This is a genomic window from Streptomyces sp. NPDC056479, from assembly GCF_042795335.1.
Lineage (GTDB): Bacteria > Actinomycetota > Actinomycetes > Streptomycetales > Streptomycetaceae > Streptomyces.
The window spans coordinates 249,105-274,000 of record NZ_JBHTRZ010000012.1 but is presented as its reverse complement, the minus strand read 5'-3'; the positions used below and the strand labels follow the sequence as shown (position 1 = coordinate 274,000).

Here is a 24,896-nt window from a genome sequence, read left to right as displayed (position 1 = left end):
GGACGTCACCCGATCGCGGTGCGTGTCAGCCAGTAACTCGCCGGAGCGAGGATCTCCGTGCCGGAACCCGGCACGACCGCGCTCTGGCCGCCCGCGTAGAAGCGCACCGATCCGTCGGACCGCACACCCCAGATGTCGGGAGTGGTGTCCGCGTCGCCATTCGTGTCGGGGGTGCCCATCAGCAGCGGGAAGCTGCTGACCGCCCAGCCGGCGGCGCCATATTCGGTGTCCGCGCCGCCGGCCGAACTTCCGGCGTTGCCCAGCGAGGTGAGGCTGACTCCGCCTCCGGAGGCGGCGATGCCCTTGCGGAGCTGGAGCTTGCCCGACGTGTCGGAGCGATAGAGGAGGTCGGTGACGCCGTCTCCGCTGATGTCCTGCGCCGTGACGATGTCCCGACTGGCCCAGCCCGAGGTCCACAGGCGGGTCGCCTGGTCGATGGTCGCTCCGTGGTACCCGGTGAACACCCACAACTCGTCGCCGATGGTGGCGAAGAAGTCGGTCCGGCCGTCCCCGGTGGCGTCGCCCGCCGACACGAACTGGGTCAGATCGGCGGGGTCGGGGGCGCCGTCCGGCAACAGGATCTCGCGGCGCTTGTCGATGTTGACGGCGCCGTAGCCGTCACCGGGGTACACCCACAGTTTGCTTCCGAGGCGGACGACCAGGTCCTGGAGGCCGTCGCCGCCGTAGATATCGCCGTTGTGGGTGATCAGGGCGTCCTTGAAGTGGCCGTTGGGGGCGGACTTGTAGGGCGGTAGGCCGTCGCCGTTGGGGTCCTTGTCAGGGTTGTACCGGTAGGCGCCGGGCATCGAGCGGGCCAGGTCGCCGCTGCCCTTGGCGAGGTCGGTGGTGGCCTTCGAGGAATACATGGCCAGGTTGCCGGCCTCGGTGACGACCATCATGTCGGGCAGCTTGTCGCCGGTGAAGTCCCCAGGTGCGTCGGCCTGGTCGCGAGGAGTGACGTAGAAGAGGTACGTGGTCGCTTCGGAGGGGTTGCCGGCGCTGTCTACGGCACGGACAAAGAGCACGTTGGGCCCGGCGCTCGGCGGCTTGGCGTTCGCGAGGGTGGCGCTGACGCTGGTGGCCGTGCCGTTGGTGCGGGCGAGGCTGCCGGTGTAGTTGGCGGAGTTGAAGCCGTACTCGTAGCGCACGACATCGGTGTTCAAGGCGCGGAAGGTGAACGAGCCCGGAGTGCCGAACTTCTTGGAGGACCAGGTGGCGTCCTCAGCGTCGCTGCCGAAGCCGTTCTCGCCGCCGTCGGCGTTGGGGAAGTCTGTGGAGCTGACCTTCGGCGGCTTGGGCGCGGTGGTGTCGAGAACGAAGCGGCACGGTGTCCTGGCCGGTGCGTAGCTTGAGCTGGCACCGGCGTCGTCGACAGCGCGCACCCGCCACGAGTAGAGGGTGTTGTTGGTGAGTTTGCTGGTGGAGAAGCCCGTCGTCGTGCGCAGCGCGGTGTCCTTGTCACCGCCGACGGAGACCTTGCCGGTGGAGCCCAGCAGATCGCCCTTCGTCTCCCACTGGCCGTGTTGCCACAGATCGAAATCGAGGTAGTCGAGGTTGCTGTCCTTGTCCGACGCTCGCGCGGTGAACGTCAAGTCGCCCGAGCCCATGCGGACGTACGGCTCGGTGGTGGTGCACCTGGCGTCGGGGCCGAGGTCGAGCGACTTGGAGTCGATGGTCGGCTTGCGGTTGTAAACGAGTTCGAGGACGGGCGCGTGGTCGCCGTTGGCCTGGAACTTCTTCCACGCGTACTGCGAGTGCTCGTCCCGGGCTCGCAGGCCGAAGGTGATGGTGTCCTTGCCCTGGTCGGCCTGCTTCTGCGCAGCCTTCCGCACGTCGAACGTCTCGTACGCGTCCCGGCATCCGGACTTGTAGCCGTGCGCAAAGCCCTTGGTCGCGAACTTGTTTCCGTCATGCAGCCTGGGTGCGTTCTTCCAGTTGGTCTTGCCGGTGACCGGGCCGGTGAGGTGCACGCTCATCGAACGGGCGCTGCACGACCACGAGTACGTCTCCAGCATGCGCAGCTTCGCACTTGTGATCTTCGTGCCCTTGAGATCCTTGTCGAAGGCGATGTTGAAGTACGAGCGCGAGGTGCCCCAGGTGTCCGACTCGAAGCCGACGCGCGCCTCGTGCGTGCCCCCCTTGTTGAAGCCCTTGCCGTTGTAGAACGTGGCGTTGGGGTGACGGCTGTAGGCGGTGGTCCAGTTCTGCGTGTGCTTCTTCACGGACGGGTCGATGAAGACCGGGTACGTGGTGGCCGGGTCGTCGAGGAAGGCCAGGTCGGGGGTGAGGGCCCAGTTGGCCGCTGTCAGGCTGGGCTCGACCAGCTCGCCGTGCGAGTCGGGCGAGGGCCCGTCGAGGCCGGGAAGACTGAGCGTGGCAGCCGAGCCGGTCTGCGAGGGTGCGGGCGTCGGCTCGGCAGGAGCGGACGGCAGCGGGGACTCGGACACCGAGGGGGCGGGGCCGTCGGTGGCCGCCGGTATTGTCTCGGGGGCGGTGTCCACCTGCTCGTCGGTCTCGATGAACTCCTCGGTGGGGCTGGCACTCTCGCTCGGCCCGTCGGTGGCCGACTCGGTGGGTGCCGGGCTTTCCGACGTGGTCGGCTGAGCGGTGGCGCCGACCGATCCGTCGGTGACGGCCGGTTGGCCGCTGCTGTCCCACATCAGCGGGGTCGGCGACATCGCGACCTCGTTGGCGAAGGCGTCCTCGGCGGTGAGGACGCCAGTTGCCGGGTCCAGCCGGAAGTTCAGGGTTGCGGAAGTAATGCCGTACGAGATCTGCCGGGCGCGAGGATCGGCGGCGGCCTGCCGGTTCTTGAGGACCAGCAACTGGGCGAACCCGTCGTCGTCCGCCGTCAACACCAAGTCGGCACCGGGGAAGATCTCGGGGTACAGGGCGCGCGAGCCGTCGATGATCGGGGCGGGGACCGTGCCCGGCCAGGTGAGTTGGATCTCGTGGCCGTCGACGGTCAGGCTGACCAGGGGGCTCGCTGTCTCGTCAGCGCTCTTCAGCCCCTGTACCAGGGAGACCCGGCGGACAGTGGAGCGCGAGGCGCGCTGTTCACCGTCGCGCGACGCGGAGCCGGCCGAGAACACCATCCGTGCGTTCGTGGCCCTGGGCTCCCAACCGGCCTTCGTGCGGTGGAGGTCGTAGTCGATCTCCCTCCATTCAGCGCCCACCTTGGCCCGGATCGGCGCGGAGTACAGCTCCTTGGCCATCAGACCGTCGGGCCGCGCCCACGTCGTGGAGCGCGCGGTGCGCAGCGCGGTGACCTCAACGGACTTGCCGGTCTTCGCCGCCCGCGCGCTCGCGGCGGCCTCGGTCACGGGCTTCGCCTTCGCCTCCCGGCCCGACCCGTCGCCTGAAGCCGGGTCGTCCAGGCCGAGGCCGATGAAGGTGATGCCGGTAACGGCGAGTGCCGCGGTCAGTACGGCGGCGGTGGTCCGACGTCCGGGCACACGACGCCAGTTGCGCGTTTTGCGCGTCATCGGGCGAGCTCCCCTTCCCCCCTTGGAACCGGCGCGCGACAGGGCGCGGCCGGGCGAGCAGATGATGGCTCATGAGCGGCCTGTCGTCACCCTCCGGATGCGAGCGACGGAACTGAGTCGATCGACCACGCGAGCCGTAGAGGTGGTTGGGCGCGCGCATCCACGACACGACGGAGCAGCGCTGACCATGGGAGCAAATCACCGCGAACCATTCCCCAAGTCCCGCTATGTCCCGGCTATTTGCCAGCGGAGCTGGTGAATTGGGTGAATGATCGCGGACGCGTGGAGGCTTCCGTTAACTCGGGAAGGCGCCGCTTGGGCCTCACGTGCTGCTATGAATCGTTACGCACCGTGATGGTCATCACATCCGCACAGCTGATCTAGCGGAACTTCACGGAGCCGTCACAGAATCTGCGCCATCTGATACGCCATCACGCGTGGTCCGATCCCGGTCCCGCCTCACTGGTCCGGGGGGACCTCGTCGTGTTCGGTCGTTCTTCGCATGTCCGTCGTCGACCTCTGCGTCGGCTGCACAGGGCCGTCGTACCTGCCCTCGGCGCCGCCCTGCTCGTCGGTCTCCTGCCAGCGCAGTCGCTTGCACTGCCGCCCGACCCGGCGGTCGAGGAGAAGGGTCGCGAGACCCTGGACCTGGAGACGCTCGACCAGGACGAACCCGTCGTCGGTGAGACCTTCGAGCGGGACTTGGGGACCCTGAAGGTCGAGGTCCCGGACGATCAGGAAGCGGCTCCCGCGGGCACGGTCACGGCTCCGGTCGCCGACTCCGCACCGATCAACTTCGACTCGCCGGTGTCGACCACGACCCAGGCCTCTGCTCGCGCCGGCACGACCGCCAGGCAGGTCGCCCTGACCCCCGTCGGTGATCTCCCCGTCAGTCTCGGCCAGGCCCCGGAGCAGCCCGCCCCCACGGGTACCTGGTCCGTCCAGGTCTTCGGCCGAACCGCGTCCGTCTCACAGGGCGTCGACGGCGCCGTCGTCAAGGTCCAGGCCCCGGACACCGGCTCGGTCCCGATCTCGGTCAAGCTCGACTACACCAAGTTCAAGAACCTGTACGGCGCCGACTGGGCCTCCCGGCTGCGCTTTGTCCAGTTCCCCGAGTGCTACCTGGACACGCCGGAGGTCGAGGCGTGCCAGGAGTACGAGGAACTGGAGACGACCAACGACACGAAGGCCCAGTCGATCACGGCGACGGTCGACCCGACGGCGGACGGGACGGTCACCCCGGCCTCGGCGGAGGCAACCGGCGCGGCAGACGGTCCGTCGATCGCCCAGGCGGCGTTCCGGACCTCGGTCACCCCTGTCGCCGCGGCGGGTGACACAGCCGTCGTCGGCGCGGTGGACTCCGGCAGTGGCGCGGGCGGCACCTTCAGAGCCACGCCCCTGGCCTCCAACGGCAAGTGGGGGGCGGGCGGGTCGTCGGGCGCGTTCACCTGGTCGTACCCGCTGACGATTCCGGCAGCGCCGGCCGGTCCGGCTCCCGGCATTTCCTTCAACTACAACTCCCAGACCGTGGACGGCCGTGTCGCGGTCTCCTCTCCCCAGTCCTCCTGGATCGGCGAGGGCTGGGACTACGACCCCGGCCACATCGAGCGCCGCTACCGCACCTGCCAGGACGACCGCAAGACTCTGAAGTCCGGTACGCCCAACAACACGGCAAGGAAGGACAAGACGTCCGACCTGTGCTGGGTGTCGTACAACGCTGTGATGTCGCTGGGCGGCCGGAGCGTAGAGCTGGTGAGAGACGCGCCGGCGGGCAGCAACCCCGAGACGGACACCGAGATCTACCGCCCCCAGAGCGACGACGGAACCCGCGTCGAGCGCCGGACGGGCGGCGCCAACGGAGACAACAACGGCGAGTACTGGATCGTCACGACCCAGGACGGCACGAAGTACTACTTCGGCCTCAACCAGGTGGGTGGCGGCCACGCCGACACGAGCTCCCTCTCCACGGCCCCTGTGTTCGGCAACCACCCCGGAGAACCCTGCCACGCCACCTCCTTCGCCGACTCCCGCTGCGGCGTCGGCAAGAAGCAGGCCTGGCGCTGGGGGCTGGACAAGGTCGTCGATGTGCACGGCAACACGATGGTCGTCAACTGGAAGCAGGAGACGAACTACTACGCCGTCAAGAAGAAGTTCACGACTCCCGAACAGTACGACCGTTACGCCTACCCGATGTCGATCGAGTACGGCATGCGTCCGTCCGCCTTGACCAAGCCTTCCGCCACCGTCGAGTTCGGCGCCAAGCAGCGCTGCCTGAAGTCGGAGACGGTCTGCGCTTCCACCAACTTCGACAAGACCGACGACCCGGGCGCGTATCGCCCCTGGTGGGACACGCCCGGCAATCTCAACTGCAAGTCCACGTCGAAGCTGTGCCCGTCGTTCCCGTCCTTCTGGACGCAGATGCGACTGGACTCGGTGACGACGAAGGCCGCCCGCGCGGGCCAGAGCGGCCTCGGCAAGGTGGACACGTACCAGCTTCACCAGTCCTTCCCCGAGGACTGGTACGACACGGCCCCCGGTCTGTGGCTCAACTCGATCACCCGTCGCGGATTCGCCCCCGGCGACACCACCGGCACCCTCCAGCACGAGGACGGCGTCAGCTTCGCCGAGTACTCGGTCAGCTCCACCTCGCCCCTGAAGGACCGCCTGAAGGACCGCCAGCTGCCGAACCTGGTGCCGAGCGGCCCGAACGACCGGCGCCCCGCGTTCACGCGGCCGCGCATCGGCACGGTCGCCACGGAGCACGGCGGTGACATCGAGGTCGAGTACAAGGGCGGCTGCGCCACCGAGCCGTCCGAGGACAAGGGTGAGAACAACGGCCCCTGCTATCCCGTCCGCTGGTCGCCCGACGGCGACGAGAAGACGCCTGCGAAAGCCTGGTTCAACAAGTACGTAGTGGACTCCGTGACCGAGACCGACAAGGTCACCTCGCACGGCAAGTCGATCCACACGACGTACAAGTACACGGATCCCGCCTGGGCCAAGAGCGACGACGAGTTCACCCGCCCGTCCCTGCGCACTTACAGCGTCTGGCGCGGCTACCGCCAGGTGGCCGTCACCAAGGGCAGCAGAACCAGCAACCAGCTGAACTTCCCGCAGGCGCAGTCGTACTCCGAGACCCGGTACTTCCTGGGAGTGGGCGGCGCTGTCAAGGACTCCACGGAAACGCAAACGCTGCTCGCCGACGACGCGCCGCAGTACGCGGGAATGACAGCGGAGACGATCACGTACCGGGACGCCGACAAGCGGATCCACAAACGCACGCTCAACTACCCCTGGTCGAAGCAGACCGCCTCCCGCTCACGGGAGGCCGAGAACGGCACCGACATGGATCCGCTGCTCGCGCACCGCAGCGGGATCCAGCGTACGGAGGATATCCAGCAGGTCGACAGCAGCTGGCGGGCCGTTCGGACGCTGACGACGGTCGACGACACCTACGGCCTGCCGATCCAGGTGGAGACCGCAGTCGTCAAGCCGAACGGCGGCACCGGTGAGACCCTCTCCGACCAGACCTGCACCAAGACGTCGTATGTGCACAACACCTCCGTGTGGCTGATCGGCCTGCCGAAGCAGCAGCGCAGTACAGGCACGTCCTGTGCGGCCCATGACACGGCGGACCCGGCGACCAAGCTCATCAAGGCGGTGCAGAACAGCTACGACGGCATTGGGTACGGCGAGACGCCGACGAAGGGTCTGGTCACCGCCGCCGCCGGGGTCAACGGGGCGGGAACCTCGTATTCAGTCGTCACCAAGACCACATACGACCCACTGGGCCGCATCCGGACCATCACCAAGCCGGGCGCCGGCACCACAGAAACGCAGTACACGCCTGCGGACGCGGGCGGACCGGTCACCTCCGTGAAGACGATCAACGCCAAGGGGCACGCCGTCATCACGGCCTTCGACCCCGGCCGCAGCCTGGCACTGACGATCACCGACGCCAACGGCCGGGTCACGCGCAACGAGTACGACGCCCTAGGCCGCCTCGTGAAGGGCTGGTCGCCGTCGCGTTCCTCCGGGGGCAAGACCCCGGACGTGGAGATCGCGTACCAGGCGGCAGTGGCCACGTCCGCCGAGACCAGGCCCGCCGCTGTCACCACGAAGGCACTGAAGGACGACGGTACGTACAGCCGTCAGGTGGCGATCTACGACGGCCTGATGCGCCAGGTACAGACCCAGTCCGAGGCACACGGCCCCGGCCGGATCATCAGCGACACAAAGTACGACGATCACGGCCTGGTCGCCGAGCAGACGAGCGGCTACCTCGCGAAGGGCGAGCCGACGGCCGAGTTGTTCGCGCCGAGGTCGAAAGCGCTGATTCCGAGCCGGGTCGCTCACGTCTATGACGGTCTGGAACGGCCGTCGATCCAGCTGACATACCACGGCGATACCTACAGGGGCGACTACCTCTCGTACACCTTCTACGACGACACCAGCGCCTTCACGGACCCGGCGGGTTCGACCGCGCCTCAGACGCGCACGTACACCGACGCCCTCGGCCGGGTCACCGCGATCCGCCACTACAAGGACAACGCCGCCAAGACCAACTGGGAACCCGCCACCTCCGAGACCAGTGGCCGCAGGACGACGTACGAATACGACGCCCGCGGCTACCGCACGAAGGTCACCGACCCGGCGGGCAACGCCTGGACGTACACGTACGACGCCCGGGGCCGTATGACCTCGACCACCGATCCGGACACCGGTGGCACGGAGACCTCGTACGACGATGCCGACCGCCCGGTCAAGGTGACGGACGCCAAGTCGCGTTCGACATACACGGACTACGACGAGTTGGGCCGGGTCACGTTCGTCCGTGAGGGCTCGGCAACCGCCACCCCGGTCAAGTCGTTCACGTACGACAGCCTGTCTGGCGCGCTGGGCCAGCCGGTCGCCGCGACCCGGCACACGTCGGGCGGCGACTACATCAACAGGGTCACCGGCTACGACACCGACTACCGGCCCACGGGCAGTGAGACGGTGATCCCGTCGAACACACTGACTGCGGGTTTGTCGGGTACGTATCCGTACGCCTATACCTACACCCAGACCGGCAATCCGCAGTCGGTCACCTTGCCGGCCGTGGGCGGACTGGCGAAGGAGAAGGTCGTCACCCGCTACAACAGCGACGGCCTGCCCGAGTCGACGTCGGGCCTCGCCTGGTACACGTCCGACGCGACTTACTCGCCATACGGCGAGGCACTGCGCACGGTGTCCAGCTCCCAGCCCTACCGGGTCTGGACCACCAACTTCGTCGACCCGCACACCGGCAGCCTCCAGCGCACGGTCACCGACCGCGAGACCTCCGGACCGCACCGCATCACGGACAGCTACTACTCGTACGACGCGTCCGGCACCATCACGTCCAACGCTCGCAAGCTGTCGGACGCCACCTGGGACACCCAGTGCTTCACCTACGACGTGATGGGCGAGCTGGTGAACGCCTGGACGTCGAACATCACCCCGGCGGGCAACGCCACTGGCTGCAAAGCGTCGAACGGCGCGACGTGGGGCTATCGCACCGACTACCGGAACTCCTCAGGTCCGGTGGCCCACGCCCCGGACACCGCGAGCGACAAGTCGAGCCCGGACGCTTCCCTGTCGTCGACCCTGGCGGCGACAGCTCCCGACGCACAGACCGGCGCCACGGAGGCGACGTCGTACCACCAGTCGTTCACCTTTGACTGGCTGGGTAATCGGGCCACGCTCACGGAACACGACCCGGCGGACGCGACCAAGAACGTCACATACACGTACGGCTACGCCACCACATCGCAGCCGCACACGATGAAGGGGATCAGCTCCAACCCGTCGGGCAAGGGCAGCAACTACACGTACGACGCCGTCGGCAACACCGAGACGCGTTCCCTGTCCGCCACTACGCAGAATCTGACCTGGACGTCCGAGGACAAGCTCGACACGATCACCGGCGACGGCAAGAAGACGACGTACGTCTACGACGCGGCCGGCAATCGCATCCTGGAGAAGTCACCGTCCGGCTCGACGCTCTACCTCGGTGACAGCGAGGTGACGACGGACGCCACGGGTGTGGTCACCAGGGCTTCCCGCTCCTACGCTCAGCCCGGCGCACCTGTGGTGACCCGGACGACGAGCAACGGAGCGACGACCGGCCACAAGCTGAACATCCTGCTCGCGGACCACCTTGGTACGGCGAACACAGCCGTGGAAGTGTCGAGCGGCCAGCCCGTCACCCGCCGCGCTTTCAAGCCGTACGGCGAGGCGCGGGGCACCAAGCCGGCCAGCTGGCCCAACAAACGCAGCTATCTAGGCGTGGGCATCGACGACGCGGCCACCGGCCTGACCCACATCGGCGCCCGTGAGTACGACCAGAACTCCGGCCGCTTTCTCTCCGCGGACCCGGTGATCGACTTCACCGAGCCGCTCCAGATGAACGGATACGCGTACGCCGGCAACAGCCCGGTGTCACATTCCGATCCGACCGGCCTGTGCCGCGCCGACCAATGCGGCGTCGGTGTTCCGAAGGGAGACGGGTCCGGCGAAATCATCACGACCGGCCCCATCGACCCCGGAAATCCCAGCGCAGGCAGCTGCCACAACGGAAGCTGCTCTCGCCCCGCAAGCGGCGGTGGCGGTGGTGGCGGGGACTCGGGCAACGGCGCGGCGTGGGTCAGTAGCCAGACGCCCACGACGAACAACGTTCAGGACCTGCTGCGGCATTTCCAGATGAACAGCCCGAACGGTGACTCGCCGAACAGTAACTACTGGGTCACCCCGGTCTACGAGAACAGCGGACCGGCCAACGCGTGCTTCGGTCGTGAAGCCTGCCGTCAGGCGTACGTGTACCTGCTGAAGCACGACGACGTGGCGAAGGCCAAGAGCATCGCCGCCAACTACTGCGTCGAGAACTTCAACAAGTGCGTTGCCGACTCCGAGGCTTTCGAGCGCGGCAAGTTGATCGAGAGCTTCGTGGCCGCCCTGATCGGCGGCGGAAAGGGCGCGGCACGGGGCGCGACGGGCAGGGGCGCTGGCCTTGTCGGCTGCAACTGTTTCCTAGCCGGGACGGACGTCCTCATGTCCGACGGCACGACCAAGGACATCGAGGACATACAGATCGGTGACGAAGTCCAGGCCAGGGACCCCGAAACCGGAGAGTCCGGACCCAGGAAGGTCACCCGCCTGCTCGTCACCGACGACGACAAGCACTTCAACGAGCTGTCCATAGCCACTGAGAACGGCGTTGAAAAGCTCACCGCCACGCATGAGCATCCCTTCTGGTCGCCGTCCGAGCGTGACTGGATTGAGGCGAGCGACCTGGCAGCGGGCATGACCCTGCTCACCGCCGGCGGCGAAACCGCGATCGTCACCGGAAATCGTGCCTTCACCAAGCACGTACGCACGTACAACTTCACGGTCGACGACCTGCACACGTACTACGTGCTCGCGGGTGAAACGCCGGTGCTGGTACACAACAGCAGCTGCCCGAAAGGCAGAATCAGCCTCGGCAACGGAATGTTTCAGCACCCGGACGGTTCCATTCGGAACGCGAAGGGACACTTTGCCAAGAGCACCGGTACCCGTGTCGGTGCCGAGGCAGAAGCCCGATTGTGGGATTCGCTGGAGCAGCAGGGTCTGAGGATCATTCGCAGGCCCGTCGCCGTGCGCGGAAACGGGAAGCAGCTGAGGACCTTCGACGGAGCAATCGACATCGGAAACGGGCAGGTAATCGGTATCGAAGTGAAGAGCGGCGGGGCGTCTCTGACCAAAGAACAGCGCGCCTTCGACACCTGGCTCAACACATCGGGCAGCACTGCTCAGGGCGTCGGGCTATCCTCGGGCAGTACCGCTGTCGGTGTCTACATGTGGAAAGTGCCATGACAGGAAGCAAGACTGGCCCCGACCGGGCCACCGCACTGGGCTGGCTTCGGCAGGCTCTTGCCGATGAGCTTGACGATCTCATGAAGCCGAGCGGGTTCAAGCGGTCGGCGCGCAGTGTTTCGTATGCCAGGCCCTGGGACGGCGGACGGCAGAAAGTGGACTTCGAGTTGATCGTGCGCCCGCATTACGCGCCCGACGCGGTGCAGGTCTCACTGAGTGTTTCCTTCGTATCCGCTGAGATCGCCGCCATCGCTCGCACGATGCTTCCGACTGACGACGCCGATCTCGTGGTGCGCAAAGACGTGGTTCAGCGTTCCGTGCTGGACCAGATCATGTCCAATCCGCCGGCCCTCAAGTTCACGAGTGAGCCAGAAGTGCGGGACGCTGTGGGTCATTTGAGGAGTTGGATCAGCTCCTCTGTCATCCCCTATCTTGATGCGCGTAAGTACGTGGAGGATTTTGCCCGCCTGGACGTGCGAAGCCTTATGGGCGACTCGAGTGACCGCTTTCCCCGAGGGCCTCGCCCTGTTGTGTTGGCGGCGGCACTTAAGTATCTGGGTCGACCCAAGGACGCCTTGGCGACACTCGAATTCGCCTACCCTCCCGGGAGCCATGAACGCACGTACTACGCCGCTGCATTTAGTGGCCTCGCCGATGGCTGAGGTGGCAACGGGGACTGGGGACTGGGGAGCTTCATGAAAAAGATCGGGGGCGTGTCCGCCCGCATGGCGGCGGGCGCCGTGCTGGTCTTGTTGCCCGTTGCCGGATGCGGGGAGAAGGCCGGAGCGGATGCCGTGGGTTCCAGGAGGACTGGTCCGTCGATGGGCAGTACTCCCAGCAGGCCATGGACGGAGGCCGATCTGAACCGGGTAGCGCTCAGTGACCGTGACGGATATGAGGTGTCCGGCAGGGTGCCGATGAGCGCCAGCCCGTCGACCAGGACAGCGAACCCTGCCATGTGCAGCCCGATCCTCCAGGCGCTGGGTAAGAGCAGCAGCACCTATTCCGCGGGCGCGCGGATCAACCGGATTTTCAGCTCAAAAGGGTCGGGCTCCGGGGCAAGCATGACTCTCGCGTCGCACAGCATGGGGGATGCAAGAGGAGTGGTGGGGGCATTCCGTACGGCGGCCGCAGAGTGTACGGCTTTCAGGGACATGGAGCAGTCGTACGACTACGAGGCAGTCGAGGTCCAGCCAGATCCCCGATACGGGGACGAGTCCGTCTCCCTGCGGCTCGTGCAGGTCGTGTCGTATCCGGATGGCGAGTCGTTGAAGGTTCCCTTCGCGGTGGTGGTGACCCGAAAGGGCACGACCATCGCGACTTTCTACGACTTCAACATGCCAAGAGGGGTAGAGGGCGCGACTCCGGCTGAAATTCCAGATGATCTTGTGAGGGCGCAACTGGACAGACTTTGACCGTTGGATACAGCTGAGCGACGCTGTGAAGCACGCCTACCCAGGTGTCGGCTGTCAGACCGCCGTGGAAGACTGGCCAGGGCAGTGGACGGGGTGGCCCGAGGGCCGGTGGGGAGCGGGTGCTGGTGAGCAAGCGGCAAGTGCAGAAGATGCTGCGGTTGATCGCGACGGGGGAGCCGGTGGAGCTCACCAGCCCCATGGCCTCCGTGAAGAAGCTCGCCAAGCTCGCCTTCCTCGCCCAGCAGTTCGGGTACGAGTACATGGACGTGCGGCAGAGCGGCGGGCGCAACAACGCGCTCGTCATGCTGATCGCGCCCGACCCCAGCCCCCAGGCCCGCGCCCGCGCCGCGCAGAACTGGGCGCAGTATCCGAACGCCAGTGACGGGGTGTCCGTACCGCCCCTCGTGCCCGACGCGCACGAGCTCCTCAAGGCCCGCATCAACTTCGACCTCACCGGTAAGCACGCCGAGAAGAAGATGTACTGGGCGGCGGGCGGCATCACGCTCGGCTTCGTGGTCGCCGTCGCGAAGGCCGGTGGGGACAGTGACGCCGTCTTCTTCGCCGGTCTCGGGTGGGCCGGGCTCATCGCCCTGCTGGGGATCGGGCTCGTCGTCACGCGGAAGCGGAACGCCAAGTTCGCGGCCCGGCTCCAGGCCGCCGGGTTCATGCCGGTCGCCGACCAGGGCGGACGGGTGCGGTATCTGCCGCCGGGTGGGCAGCTGCCGGGGCATGGGAATCCGTTCGGGGGCAGTGGTCCCTACGGCGGTCAGGCTCCGGCCGCTCCGTATGGGCAGCAGCCTCCGCCCGGTCCCTACGGCCATCAGCCGCCGGCCGGCCCGTACGGCAACCAGCCTCCGGCCCCCGCCCCCGCCGGTTACGGCCAGCAGGCCCCGAGCCCTTATCCCGCTCAGCCGGCCCCCGGCCCCTACGCCACCCCCCACCAGCCTCACCAGCCCCAGCAGCCGTACGGCAATCCGCAGCCCTATCCCCAGCAGGCCGCCCCGCAGCCGCCGTACCCCCAGCAGAACCCCCACTGGCAGCCCCCGCAGCAGCACTGACGCCCCTATATAGGGGAGGGCCTTCGCGCGCCCCCAAACAGGGGCGCGGCCAACAAACCTCTCATCCCCCCTTCCCACCCGGTGAGAGCAAAGTTCCTTTCCGGTCACCCGGTGCCACAGGGCGGAAACGCGCCCTCCCTACCTTCGGGATCAGCCACTCGTAGACGTGGTGCGACCGAGCCCGAAGACCGTGGAGGCGTCATGACAGCCCCTAGTACAGCCCCCGTCGCGAGCAGGGGAGGCCGCTGGATCGAGCACTGGGATCCCGAGGACGAGACGTTCTGGAACGAGACCGGGGAGAAGGTCGCCCGGCGGAATCTCTTCTTCTCCGTGCTCTCCGAGCACATCGGGTTCTCGATCTGGACCCTGTGGTCGGTGATGGTGCTCTTCATGGGGCCGGAGTACGGGCTCACCCCCGCCGACAAGTTCACGATCGTCTCGATGGCCACCCTGGTCGGCGCCATCGTCCGCGTGCCGTACACCTTCGCCGTCGCCGTCTTCGGCGGCCGGATGTGGACCGTCGTCTCGGCGAGCCTGCTGCTCGTGCCGACGATCGCCGCGTTCGCCGTGATGGAGCCGGGGACGTCCTTCGGCACCTTCCTGGTGTGCGCGATGCTGGCCGGCGTCGGCGGCGGCAACTTCGCCTCCAGCATGACCAACATCAACGCCTTCTTCCCCCTCCGCAAGAAGGGCTGGGCGCTCGGTCTGAACGCCGGCGGCGGCAACATCGGCGTGCCCGTCGTGCAGCTCGTCGGCCTCGCGGTCATCGGTGCCAGTGGGGGCCCGCGTCTGCTGCTCGGGATCTACATCCCGCTCATCGTGATCGCCGCCGCCCTCGCGTGGCTGAAGATGGACAGCATCTCGTCCGTCAGGAACGACACCGGCGCCGCCAAGGACGCCGCGAAGGACGTCCACACCTGGATCATGTCCTTCCTCTACGTCGGCACCTTCGGTTCGTTCATCGGCTACAGCTTCGCGTTCGGGCTGGTGCTGCAGACCCAGTTCGGCCGTACGCCGCTCCAGGCCGCCTATGTCACCTTCATCGGTCCGCTGCTCGGCTCCCTGATCCGCCCCGTCGGCGGCTCGCTCGCGGACCGGTTCGGCGGCGCGCGGATCACGCTGTGGAACTACGTGGCCATGGCCGCCGCGACCGCGGTCGTCATCGTCGCTTCGATGCGGGAGTCGCTGCCGCTGTTCACCACCGCCTTCATCGCCCTGTTCGTGCTGAGCGGGCTCGGCAACGGCTCGACGTTCAAGATGATCCCCGGCATCTTCCACGCGAAGGCCCTCGCCAAGGGGCTCCAGGGCGAGGAGGCCGCCACCTACGGCCGCCGGCTCTCCGGCGCCTCCATGGGGCTCATCGGCGCGGTGGGCGCGCTCGGCGGACTCGGCATCAACCTCGCCTTCCGCCAGTCCTTCCTCACCGTGGGCTCCGGCACCGGCGCCTTCGTCGCCTTCCTCGCCTTCTACGGCCTGTGCTTCGCGGTCACCTGGGCCGTATACCTTCGTCGCCCAACCCCCTCCGAGACCCACGCCACAGCGACCACGGAGGCAAAGCCGCAGCTCAGCTACGCGGAGGTGTGACGTAACACCGCCGACATCAAGCCGAACCGAGCCTGTCACGCACCGTTGACAGGCTCGATCGGCATGCAGGTGGGAGCAGCAGCATCATCGGAAGAGCCACCAGGGTGTGACCACCTGACGCAAGCACCACAACTCGAGTGCGGGACGAGAGTTATGTACGACGAACTGCAGCAACCCGACCACGGGCCCCTCGCCGGGTTCACCGTGGGCGTGACCGCCGCGCGCCGCGCCGATGAGCTCGGGGCGCTGCTCCAGCGCCGCGGCGCCACCGTCCTGCACGCCCCTGCCCTGCGGATCGTGCCGCTCGCCGACGACAGCGAGCTGCTCGCCGCGACCAAGGAGATCATCCAGCGGACGCCGGACGTCGTGGTCGCCACGACCGCGATCGGCTTCCGGGGCTGGATCGAGGCGGCCGACGGCTGGGGGCTCGGCGAGGACCTGCTGGAGCGGCTGCGGGGGGTCGAGCTGCTGGCCCGCGGGCCCAAGGTCAAGGGCGCGGTGCGGGCCGCCGGGCTGACCGAGGAGTGGTCGCCGTCCAGCGAGTCCATGGCCGAGGTGCTGGACCGGCTGCTGGAGGAGGGCGTCGAGGGGCGTCGTATCGCGATCCAGCTGCACGGTGAGCCGCTGCCCGGGTTCGTGGAGGCGCTCAGGGCCGGGGGAGCGGAGGTGCTCGGCGTGCCGGTGTACCGGTGGCTGCCGCCGGAGGACGTCGGTCCGGTGGACCGGCTGCTGGATGCCGCGGTCTCCCGGGGGCTGGACGCCGTGACGTTCACCAGCGCTCCGGCGGCCGTGTCCCTGTTGTCGCGGGCGGAGGAGCGCGGGCTGCTCCCGGAGCTGCTGTCCGCGTTCGCCCATGATGTCCTTCCGGCCTGCGTCGGGCCGGTCACCGCGCTGCCGTTGCAGGCCCAGGGCGTCGACACGGTCCATCCCGAGCGCTTCCGGCTGGGGCCGTTGGTCCAGCTGCTCTGCCAGGAACTTCCCGGGCGGGCGCGCTCGTTGCCGGTCGCCGGTCATCGGGTGGAGATCCGTGGGCACGCGGTCCTGGTGGATGGGGCGCTGCGACCCGTGCCGCCCGCGGGGATGTCGTTGCTGCGGGCCTTGTCGCGTCGGCCGGGTTGGGTGGTTCCGCGGGCCGATCTGCTGCGGGCGCTGCCGGGGGCCGGGCGGGACGAGCACGCGGTGGAGACGGCGATGGCCCGGCTGCGTACGGCTCTTGGGGCGCCGAAGTTGATCCAGACGGTGGTGAAGCGGGGGTATCGGCTGGCGTTGGACCCGGCGGCGGATGCGAAGTACGCGGACGCGTGAGCGGGTGAGCGGGGCACCCGGCGTCGAGGCGGTACCCGGCGTCCGTGTCACCGCCCCCGGGGGCCGCCGCCCCCAGACCCCCGCTTCGGCCTGAACGGCCTCGTCCTCAATCGCCGGACGGGCTGACAGACGCCGGCCGGCGTCCGGTTCGGCCGTATCCCACCAGCGCCCGCCCCAGGCACCCCATCGCCACCGTCGACAACACCGCCCGCACCACATTCCACGCCACCCACGGATCCTCGAACTCCTCCCGCAGCGCCGCCGGATCCCCGCCTCCCTCAAGCCCGTTGTTCAGCGGAATGTTGAAGGCGACCGTGACCAGGAACGCCAACCCGTACGCCACCAGCGCCCCCCACACCCACCACCGGTACGGCGCCCCGCGCAGCTGCCACGCCGACACCGCCGTCAGGACCAGCGCCCCCAGGAAGCTCAGCAGGAACACGGGGTTCTGGATCACGTCGTTGATGTCGCGCATGACCTCGACGTACACCCGGTCGTCGCTGCGTGCCAGCGCCGGCATCACGGCGCAGGCGAAGATGTAGAAGGCCCCGGCGATCAAGCCCGCCGCGACCATGGCCGCGCCCAGTACGGTTCCGGCGAATGTGCTGCTTCGTCGTGTCATGTCTCCCAGTCAACGGGCCCGGCCGCCCCCGGAACATGGCCGTCACGCGCAGCCCCATACGCGGTCGTCCAGCGCCAACCGCCGGTACGAGGGGTTCCGGCTCCGACGGCGGGCAGGCACTGTAAGGAGGGAACGGTTCCCCAGCTCTCCTCACGGCATCTCACCGACCCCTGATGACCGGGGTGACCCCTAGGCGGTGACAGGCACATGGCACTGGGTACGGCACTGGGTACGGCCTCGGACGCGTACGAGCTGCGGTTCGACGCCGGGCGGATCTGTCTGGATCTCCTCGCGACCGCGACCGCGCATCCCGACGAACGCTTCGATTCCCTGGAGGTGTTGTGCGCCTGGATCACCGGGACCGGTCTCGTCCCGCCGGGCACCCCGCTCGCCCACGCCGACGTCTCCTGGCTCGTCGGCTTTCGCGAACTGCGCGGACGTATCGGCCAGTTGGTGCACGGCTGCCTCGCCCCCGAGCCCTGGCCGTCGTACGACATCGCGCTCGCCCGGGTGAACGACATCGCCCTCGCGGCACCCCCGGCCCCCCGTGCCGTACGGAGTGAAGACGGCACCCTCGTGCGCCGGTTGGATCATCCGCCGGAGTGCTCAGCCCTGCTCGGCGCCATCGCCCGGGACGCCGTGGAGCTGCTCACCGATCCCGTCGCGCGGGCCGGTCTGAGGGAGTGCGAGGGGGACAACTGCCCGATAGTTTATCTCGATACGTCCCGGGGGCGCAGGAGGCGCTGGTGCTCCAGTGAGGTCTGCGGGAACCGCGAAAGAGTGGCCCGGCACCGTCGTCGCGCGGCGCTCGCGCGGGCCTGACCGTCCGTTATGCGGCTTCTGTGGAACCGCTGTCGAAGTGATTTCGATTACACGTCGTTTACCTACGGGGCCGTAGGGAAGCGCTCCATCGATCTTGCCGTTGTGACGGATATGTAAAGATCGCACGGTGGGAATGTGCTGCCATGTCCCGCTCGTCACGTCACTCCGAAGAAAACTGTCGCCTCACTTTGAACACGCAACGGGCTGCTTGCGTACGGGTAGTCGAGCGACCGACTGGGGGAACCCCCGGACATCGGAGGTGGGCGTGCGCAAGGATTCCGTCGTGGCCAATGAACGTGGAGCGAGGGCCCGACATCGCATGTCCCAGCCCTCGGAACCTGATGAGGAGCTGATGCGTGCGCTGTACAGAGAGCACGCCGGACCCCTCCTTGCGTATGTCCTTCGACTGGTCGCCGGTGACCGGCAACGAGCAGAGGACGTCGTGCAGGAGACGCTCATCCGTGCCTGGAAGAACGCCGGACAGCTCAATCGAGCGACCGGATCGGTACGCCCCTGGCTGGTGACGGTCGCCCGGCGCATCGTCATCGACGGCCACCGCAGCCGGCAGGCCCGGCCGCAGGAGGTCGATCCGTCGCCGCTGGAGGTCATCCCCGCGGAGGACGAGATCGACAAGGCGCTGTGGCTGATGACGCTGTCGGACGCACTCGACGACCTGACCCCCGCCCACCGGGAGGTCCTCGTGGAGACGTACTTCAAGGGACGTACGGTCAATGAGGCGGCCGAGACCCTGGGCATACCCAGCGGCACCGTTCGCTCAAGGGTCTTCTATGCCCTGCGGTCGATGAAGCTGGCTCTGGAGGAGCGGGGGGTGACGGCGTGATGAGTGTTTACGGGGGAAACCAGGGATTCGGGATGGGCGGTTCGGGTATGTCTGGACCCATGACGGGACATCCGGTTCCGAGCGAGCACGAGACCGTCGGCGCCTATGCCCTCGGGATTCTCGACGACGCCGAGGCAACCGCTTTCGAGGCACATCTCGCGACCTGCGAATGGTGCGCCCAGCAACTGGACGAACTCGCCGGGATGGAGCCGATGCTGGCCGCGCTCGCGGACCTGCCCGGTTCTGGTTCGCCCGCGATCGGTGAGTCCCTGTCGGCGAAGCCCAGCCCGCGCATGGTGAACAACCTCGTGGACGAGGTCGCCGAGCGCCGCGCCCAGAAGCGCCGACGCAGCTTCTACATGGTGGCCGCGGCGGCCGCACTGATCGTCGGCGGCCCGTTCGCCGCGATGGCGGCGACCGGCAGCGACGCGGACAGCGGCGGCAAGGCCGGACAGACCCTCGCGGCCAGCCCGGCCAAGGACCTGTTCACCGGCATCAAGGACAAGGTCACCGGGACCGACGCGTCCACCGACGTCACCGCGACCGTCGCCATGCGGGCGAAGCCCTACGGCACCGAGACGGCCCTCGAACTCAAGGGCGTCAAGGGTCCGCTCAAATGTTCCCTGATCTTCGTCGGCAAGGACGGCGAGCGGGAGACGGCCTCGTCCTGGTCCGTTCCGAAGTGGGGCTACGGCATCCCGGACGCCAAGACCGAGCAGGCCAGGAACCCGCTCTACGTCAGCGGCGGCGTGTCCATGGCCCCCGACGACGTCGATCACGTCGAGGTCATGACCTTCGACGGAAAGAAGCTCGTCGAGGTCGACGTGTAGTCGGCGTAGCTTTTACGGGTCCCCTTCGCGTACGGTTGACGGCTGCCCAGCACGTCAGAAGGGGGCCCGGTGGCCGCACAGGCTCAACAGGAAACCGCGCTCGACTCCCTGCGAGACCGAGAGATCGGTGTCGAGCAGGAACACCTGGATCGGGTGTACCGACGCCTCGAGGAAAAGATCCACGAGGCCGAGTTCCTCATGAACGACGCGGCCAAGCGCGGCCAGGTCGGCACGCCGGGAGCGCTCGCGGAGCGGGACGCCCAGGTCTTCCGGGCGGGCGTCCACCTCAACCGGCTCAACAACGAGTTCGAGGACTTCCTCTTCGGCCGTATCGACCTGCTGTCCGGCAGGGACGGCAAGAAGGGGCCGGACGGCGCCTACACCGCGATCGAACCCGCGGAGGGTGCGGTCCGCGACGACAACACCGCCGACATCGCCGAGACCCTGCACATCGGGCGCATCGGTGTGCTCGACCAGGACTACTCCCCGCTGGTCATCGACTGGCGGGCCCCGGCCGCGGCGCCCTTCTACCGCTCCACCCCGGTCGACCCGGGGCGGGTCGTACGGCGCCGGGTCATCCGCTCCAAGGGCCGCAAGGTGCTCGGCGTCGAGGACGACCTGATGCGCCCCGAGCTCAAGGCCTTCCTCGGCGGGCACGAGCTGCCCGTCATCGGCGACGGCGCCCTCATGGCCGCCCTCGGCCAGGCCCGCACCCACACCATGCGGGACATCGTCGCGTCGATCCAGGCCGAGCAGGACCTGGTCATCCGCGCCCCCGCCGCCTCGGTGACCTACGTCGAGGGCGGCCCCGGCACCGGCAAGACGGCCGTCGCCCTGCACCGCGCCGCCTATCTGCTCTACCAGGACCGGCGCCGGTACTCCGGCGGCATCCTGATCGTCTCGCCGACCCCGCTGCTGGTGGCGTACACCGAGGGCGTGCTGCCGTCGCTCGGTGAGGAGGGCCAGGTCGCCATCCGCGCGATCGGCTCCCTCGTCGACGGCACCGAGGCCACGCTGTACGACTCCCCGGCCACGGCCCGCGCCAAGGGCTCGTACCGCATGCTCAAGGTGCTGCGGAAGGCGGCGCGCGGCGCGCTGGAGCAGGGGCCGGGCGGCCGGACCGCCTCCGGTGCCGGCGCGGCGGACCGGGCGGGGCAGCTCGCGTTCGGCGACGACACCGGCGCACCCGTCGCCGGTCCTCCCACCCGCCTGCGGGTGGTCGCCTTCGGGCGCCGGCTGGAGCTGGAGTCCGACGCGCTGGAACGTGTCCGCCGCAACGCCCTCGGCGGTACGGCCCCCGTGAACCTGCTGCGCCCGCGCGCCCGCAAGCTGCTGCTCGACGCCCTGTGGGCACAGTCGGGCGGCGCGAGCCGGCACACCGACCCCGAGCTCGCCGCCGAGCTGCGCTCGTCCTTCGACGAGGACGTGACCTCGGAGGACAGCTTCATCGCCTTCCTCGACGCCTGGTGGCCCGAGCTCACCCCGAAGGCCGTCCTGGACGCGATGGCCGACGAGCGGCGGCTCGGCCGCTGGGCCCGCCGGATCCTCAACCCCGGCGAGATCCGCAAGGTGGCCCGCTCGCTCAGGCGGGACGGCCACTCCGTGCACGACATCGCCATGCTGGACGAGCTCCAGGCGATCCTCGGCACCCCGGCCCGCCCCAGGAAGAGGCGTGAGCTCGATCCGCTCGACCAGCTCACCGGCCTGGACGAGCTGATGCCGGTGCGCGAGGAGTCGCAGCGCGAGCGCGCCGAGCGACTGGCCGCCGAGCGCACCGAGTACGCCCATGTCATCGTCGACGAGGCCCAGGACCTCACGCCGATGCAGTGGCGGATGGTGGGTCGCCGTGGCCGCCACGCGACCTGGACGGTCGTCGGCGACCCGGCCCAGTCGTCCTGGTCCGACGTGGACGAGGCGGCCGAGGCCAGGGACGAGGCCCTCGGCAGCCGCCCGCGCCGCCGCTTCCAGCTCACCGTGAACTACCGCAACCCGGCCGAGATCGCCGACCTCGCGGCCAAGGTGCTGGCCCTCGCCATGCCGGGCTCGACGGCACCCTCGGCGGTCCGCTCCACCGGCGTGCGGCCCCGCTACGCCGTCGTACGGGACTCCCTCGCCCAGACGGTCCGCGACGAGGCCGCCCGGCTGCTCGACGAGGTCGACGGGACGATCGGCGTCGTGGTCGCCATGCAGAGGCGAGAGGAGGCGGCCAAGTGGCTCACCGGGCTCGGCGACCGGGTGGTGGCGCTCGGCAGCCTGGAGGCGAAGGGCCTCGAGTACGACGCCACGATCGTCGTCTCCCCGGCGGAGATCGCGGATGAGTCACCGGCCGGACTGCGCGTGCTGTACGTCGCGCTGACCCGGGCCACCCAGCAGCTGACCGTGGTCTCGGCGGAGCGGGACGAGCCGGACGCCTCCGGGGTGCCCGACCTGCTCAGAGATTGATCCGGATGAACCACGGTGACGGGAATGGCCTTACGGGATCCGTTTGTTAGCCTGGGTGTGGCACCGGCTCGATCCAAGCCCCCGGGCCCAACCTTCGTCGCTACGAGCGACCACTTGCCGCGAGGCGAGCATGGCGGGCCGGTGTCATGAACGTAGAGAAGGGACCCACGTCACCATGTGACGTGGGTCCCTTTTCGCGCAAAGACGTGGCGAACAATACGTTCGCAATTCAAGCCCGGCTAACTCCTACTCGGCGGTAGGTGCGACGATCGGACGGCATCCAGCGTCACAGGTGAAAGCAGAGGAAGTCGGCCATGGCAACGGCGCCCAGCGTCTCCTACTCGATGACGGTCCGGCTGGAGGTGCCCGCGAGCGGAACCGCGGTCTCCCAGCTCACCGGAGCCGTCGAGTCCCACGGAGGCTCGGTGACCGGCCTCGACGTGACCGCATCCGGCCACGAGAAGCTCCGCATCGACGTCACCATCGCCGCCACCTCCACCGCGCACGCCGATGAGATCGTCGAGCAGCTGCGCGGCATCGAGGGCGTCACCCTGGGCAAGGTCTCGGACCGTACGTTCCTCATGCACCTCGGCGGCAAGATCGAGATGCAGTCCAAGCACCCCATCCGCAACCGTGACGACCTGTCCATGGTCTACACGCCGGGTGTGGCCCGCGTCTGCATGGCCATCGCCGAGAACCCCGAGGACGCGCGGCGCCTGACCATCAAGCGCAACACCGTTGCGGTCGTGACGGACGGCTCCGCGGTCCTCGGCCTCGGCAACATCGGCCCGATGGCCGCCATGCCGGTCATGGAAGGCAAGGCGGCCCTCTTCAAGCGTTTCGCCGACATCGACGCCTGGCCGATCTGCCTCGACACCCAGGACACCGACGCGATCGTCGAGATCGTCAAGGCCATCGCCCCCGGGTTCGCCGGCATCAACCTCGAGGACATCTCCGCCCCGCGCTGCTTCGAGATCGAGGCGCGGCTGCGCGAGGCCCTCGACATCCCCGTCTTCCACGACGACCAGCACGGCACGGCGATCGTCGTCCTGGCCGCCCTGACCAACGCACTTCGCGTGGCCGGCAAGGCGATCGAAAGCATTCGCGTCGTCATGTCCGGCGCCGGCGCGGCCGGTACGGCCATCCTCAAGCTGCTGCTCGCGGCCGGCGTGAAGAACGCCGTCGTCGCCGACATCCACGGCGTCGTGCACGCCGGCCGTGAGGACCTGCGCCAGGCCCCGGCCGACTCGCCGCTGCGCTGGATCGCCGACAACACCAACCCCGAGGGCCTGACCGGCACGCTGAGGGAGGCCGTGCGCGGCGCGGACGTCTTCATCGGCGTCTCCGCCCCGAACGTGCTCGACGGCGACGACGTGGCCGCCATGGCCGACGACGCGATCGTGTTCGCGCTCGCGAACCCGGACCCCGAGGTCGACCCGGCAATCGCCCGTCAGACGGCCGCAGTTGTGGCCACGGGCCGCTCCGACTTCCCGAACCAGATCAACAACGTGCTGGTCTTCCCGGGTGTGTTCCGCGGTCTGCTGGACGCGCAGTCCCGCACGGTCAACACGGACATGATGCTCGCGGCCGCGAAGGCGCTGGCGGACGTGGTGACCGAGGACGAGCTGAACCCGAACTACATCATCCCGAGCGTCTTCAACGACAAGGTCGCGGGTGCGGTGGCCGGGGCGGTGCGGGAGGCCGCGAAGGCGGCGTCCGCGGTGACGTCGGGCGAGTAATCACACGGGTTTCGTGCCTCACAGCCCCGAAAAGTGTGCATGGGCTGTGAGGATCGCCACGGCAAGCCCTTGTGACGGCGCGTCGTGGAACCTGGGGCCTCTGGACGCCGTTTATCGTGACGGCCAAGCTCAGGCCCTCTCTTCGTGTGACTCCCAAGGGTGTTCTCACGACTCCTCCGGGCGCCGGATTGGCTTTCCCGCCGCAGGTAGGGGCAGGATGCGTCTCTGGGCGCGAGGGTCTGACGACGGACCCGGGTCCCGGGTCACACCGAGGACCCTGGCAGCATCGACATCGCTGTGCCCGACATGCGGCTCCGCCGCGTGGCACGCCTCAAGGCAAATGAACACGGGAGTAACAACATGAACCGCAGTGAGCTGGTGGCCGCGCTGGCCGACCGCGCCGAGGTGACCCGCAAGGACGCCGACGCCGTGCTGGCCGCGTTCGCCGAGACCGTCGGCGAGATTGTCGCCAAGGGCGACGAGAAGGTCACCATCCCCGGCTTCCTGACCTTTGAGCGCACCCACCGTGCCGCTCGCACCGCCCGCAACCCGCAGACCGGCGACCCGATCCAGATCCCGGCCGGCTACAGCGTGAAGGTCTCCGCGGGTAGCAAGCTCAAGGAAGCCGCGAAGGGCAAGTAAGCGCTCCGCTTTGAGCGCCGGGGACTGGGCGCCGCTGGTGTCTGCCGGTCCGTCGTGGCCGGTCGCGCCCGCGCGGCGGAGCCGCATAATGACTCAGCCCCGCGCCCCTTTGGGGCGCTGCACCGAACGCCGCTGGGGCGGCCACCCGAACTCGGGTGGCCGCCCCCACCGGTTCTTTGCCCAGGCCAACCAGGTTCCTTTCCCGTAACCCCAACCCCTCGACCCCAGCAAACCCA

14 protein-coding genes are annotated in these 24,896 nt (G+C 68.4%); 12 read left to right on the top strand and 2 right to left on the bottom strand.

From position 1 onward, the window contains the following. Positions 1–5: 5 nt before the first annotated feature. Positions 6–3,485 carry a DNRLRE domain-containing protein gene (locus ACFQ6S_RS38970; protein ID WP_383420167.1) on the bottom strand — a complete coding sequence of 1,160 codons (3,480 nt, stop codon included), beginning with the start codon at positions 3,483–3,485 and terminating at the stop codon, positions 6–8. Between the two features lie 483 nt (positions 3,486–3,968). Here ACFQ6S_RS38970 and ACFQ6S_RS38965 point away from each other — a divergent pair, with 483 nt between their 5' ends. The 6 genes from ACFQ6S_RS38965 to ACFQ6S_RS38940 all read left to right on the top strand — a co-directional run bounded on the left by ACFQ6S_RS38965 (position 3,969) and on the right by ACFQ6S_RS38940 (position 16,722). Then, the gene (locus ACFQ6S_RS38965; RefSeq protein WP_383420166.1) at positions 3,969–11,360 is read left to right on the top strand and encodes a polymorphic toxin-type HINT domain-containing protein; all 7,392 of its coding nucleotides are present in this window, start codon (positions 3,969–3,971) and stop codon (positions 11,358–11,360) included. After that, positions 11,357–12,022 carry a hypothetical protein gene (locus ACFQ6S_RS38960; RefSeq protein ID WP_383420164.1) on the top strand — a complete coding sequence of 222 codons (666 nt, stop codon included), beginning with the start codon at positions 11,357–11,359 and terminating at the stop codon, positions 12,020–12,022. The genes ACFQ6S_RS38965 and ACFQ6S_RS38960 overlap by 4 nt, the downstream gene beginning before the upstream one ends. Positions 12,023–12,055: 33 nt before the next feature. Then, on the top strand, positions 12,056–12,775 hold the full coding sequence (locus tag ACFQ6S_RS38955) for a hypothetical protein (RefSeq protein ID WP_383420163.1): 720 nt from the start codon (positions 12,056–12,058) through the stop codon (positions 12,773–12,775). Positions 12,776–12,900: 125 nt separating this feature from the next. Beyond that, positions 12,901–13,833 carry a hypothetical protein gene (locus ACFQ6S_RS38950; protein ID WP_383420161.1) on the top strand — a complete coding sequence of 311 codons (933 nt, stop codon included), beginning with the start codon at positions 12,901–12,903 and terminating at the stop codon, positions 13,831–13,833. A 201-nt stretch (positions 13,834–14,034) separates the two neighbouring features. Further along, positions 14,035–15,417, top strand: a complete 1,383-nt coding sequence (locus ACFQ6S_RS38945; RefSeq protein ID WP_383420159.1) for a nitrate/nitrite transporter — start codon at positions 14,035–14,037, stop codon at positions 15,415–15,417. A 153-nt stretch (positions 15,418–15,570) separates the two neighbouring features. Further along, complete coding sequence (locus tag ACFQ6S_RS38940; RefSeq protein ID WP_383420157.1) at positions 15,571–16,722, top strand: uroporphyrinogen-III synthase; 1,152 nt, start codon at positions 15,571–15,573, stop codon at positions 16,720–16,722. A 106-nt stretch (positions 16,723–16,828) separates the two neighbouring features. On the opposite strand, the gene ACFQ6S_RS38935 is transcribed toward ACFQ6S_RS38940, so the two are convergent. Continuing rightward, on the bottom strand, positions 16,829–17,344 hold the full coding sequence (locus tag ACFQ6S_RS38935) for a DUF1772 domain-containing protein (protein ID WP_383420155.1): 516 nt from the start codon (positions 17,342–17,344) through the stop codon (positions 16,829–16,831). Positions 17,345–17,551: 207 nt separating this feature from the next. Between ACFQ6S_RS38935 and ACFQ6S_RS38930 the strand changes: the two genes are divergently transcribed. The 6 genes from ACFQ6S_RS38930 to ACFQ6S_RS38905 all read left to right on the top strand — a co-directional run bounded on the left by ACFQ6S_RS38930 (position 17,552) and on the right by ACFQ6S_RS38905 (position 24,660). After that, positions 17,552–18,166: a CGNR zinc finger domain-containing protein gene (locus ACFQ6S_RS38930; protein ID WP_383420153.1), complete on the top strand. Its 615-nt coding sequence runs from the start codon at positions 17,552–17,554 to the stop codon at positions 18,164–18,166. 319 nt (positions 18,167–18,485) lie between these two features. Then, on the top strand, positions 18,486–19,007 hold the full coding sequence (locus tag ACFQ6S_RS38925; protein WP_010039908.1) for a sigma-70 family RNA polymerase sigma factor: 522 nt from the start codon (positions 18,486–18,488) through the stop codon (positions 19,005–19,007). After that, on the top strand, positions 19,007–19,837 hold the full coding sequence (locus ACFQ6S_RS38920; RefSeq protein WP_383420150.1) for an anti-sigma factor family protein: 831 nt from the start codon (positions 19,007–19,009) through the stop codon (positions 19,835–19,837). The genes ACFQ6S_RS38925 and ACFQ6S_RS38920 overlap by 1 nt, the downstream gene beginning before the upstream one ends. A gap of 69 nt (positions 19,838–19,906) precedes the next feature. Beyond that, positions 19,907–22,279: a HelD family protein gene (locus tag ACFQ6S_RS38915; protein WP_383420148.1), complete on the top strand. Its 2,373-nt coding sequence runs from the start codon at positions 19,907–19,909 to the stop codon at positions 22,277–22,279. A gap of 314 nt (positions 22,280–22,593) precedes the next feature. Beyond that, the gene (locus ACFQ6S_RS38910; protein ID WP_383420146.1) at positions 22,594–24,018 is read left to right on the top strand and encodes an NAD-dependent malic enzyme; all 1,425 of its coding nucleotides are present in this window, start codon (positions 22,594–22,596) and stop codon (positions 24,016–24,018) included. A gap of 360 nt (positions 24,019–24,378) precedes the next feature. Further along, positions 24,379–24,660: an HU family DNA-binding protein gene (locus ACFQ6S_RS38905; RefSeq protein WP_007382399.1), complete on the top strand. Its 282-nt coding sequence runs from the start codon at positions 24,379–24,381 to the stop codon at positions 24,658–24,660. Positions 24,661–24,896: the final 236 nt, after the last annotated feature.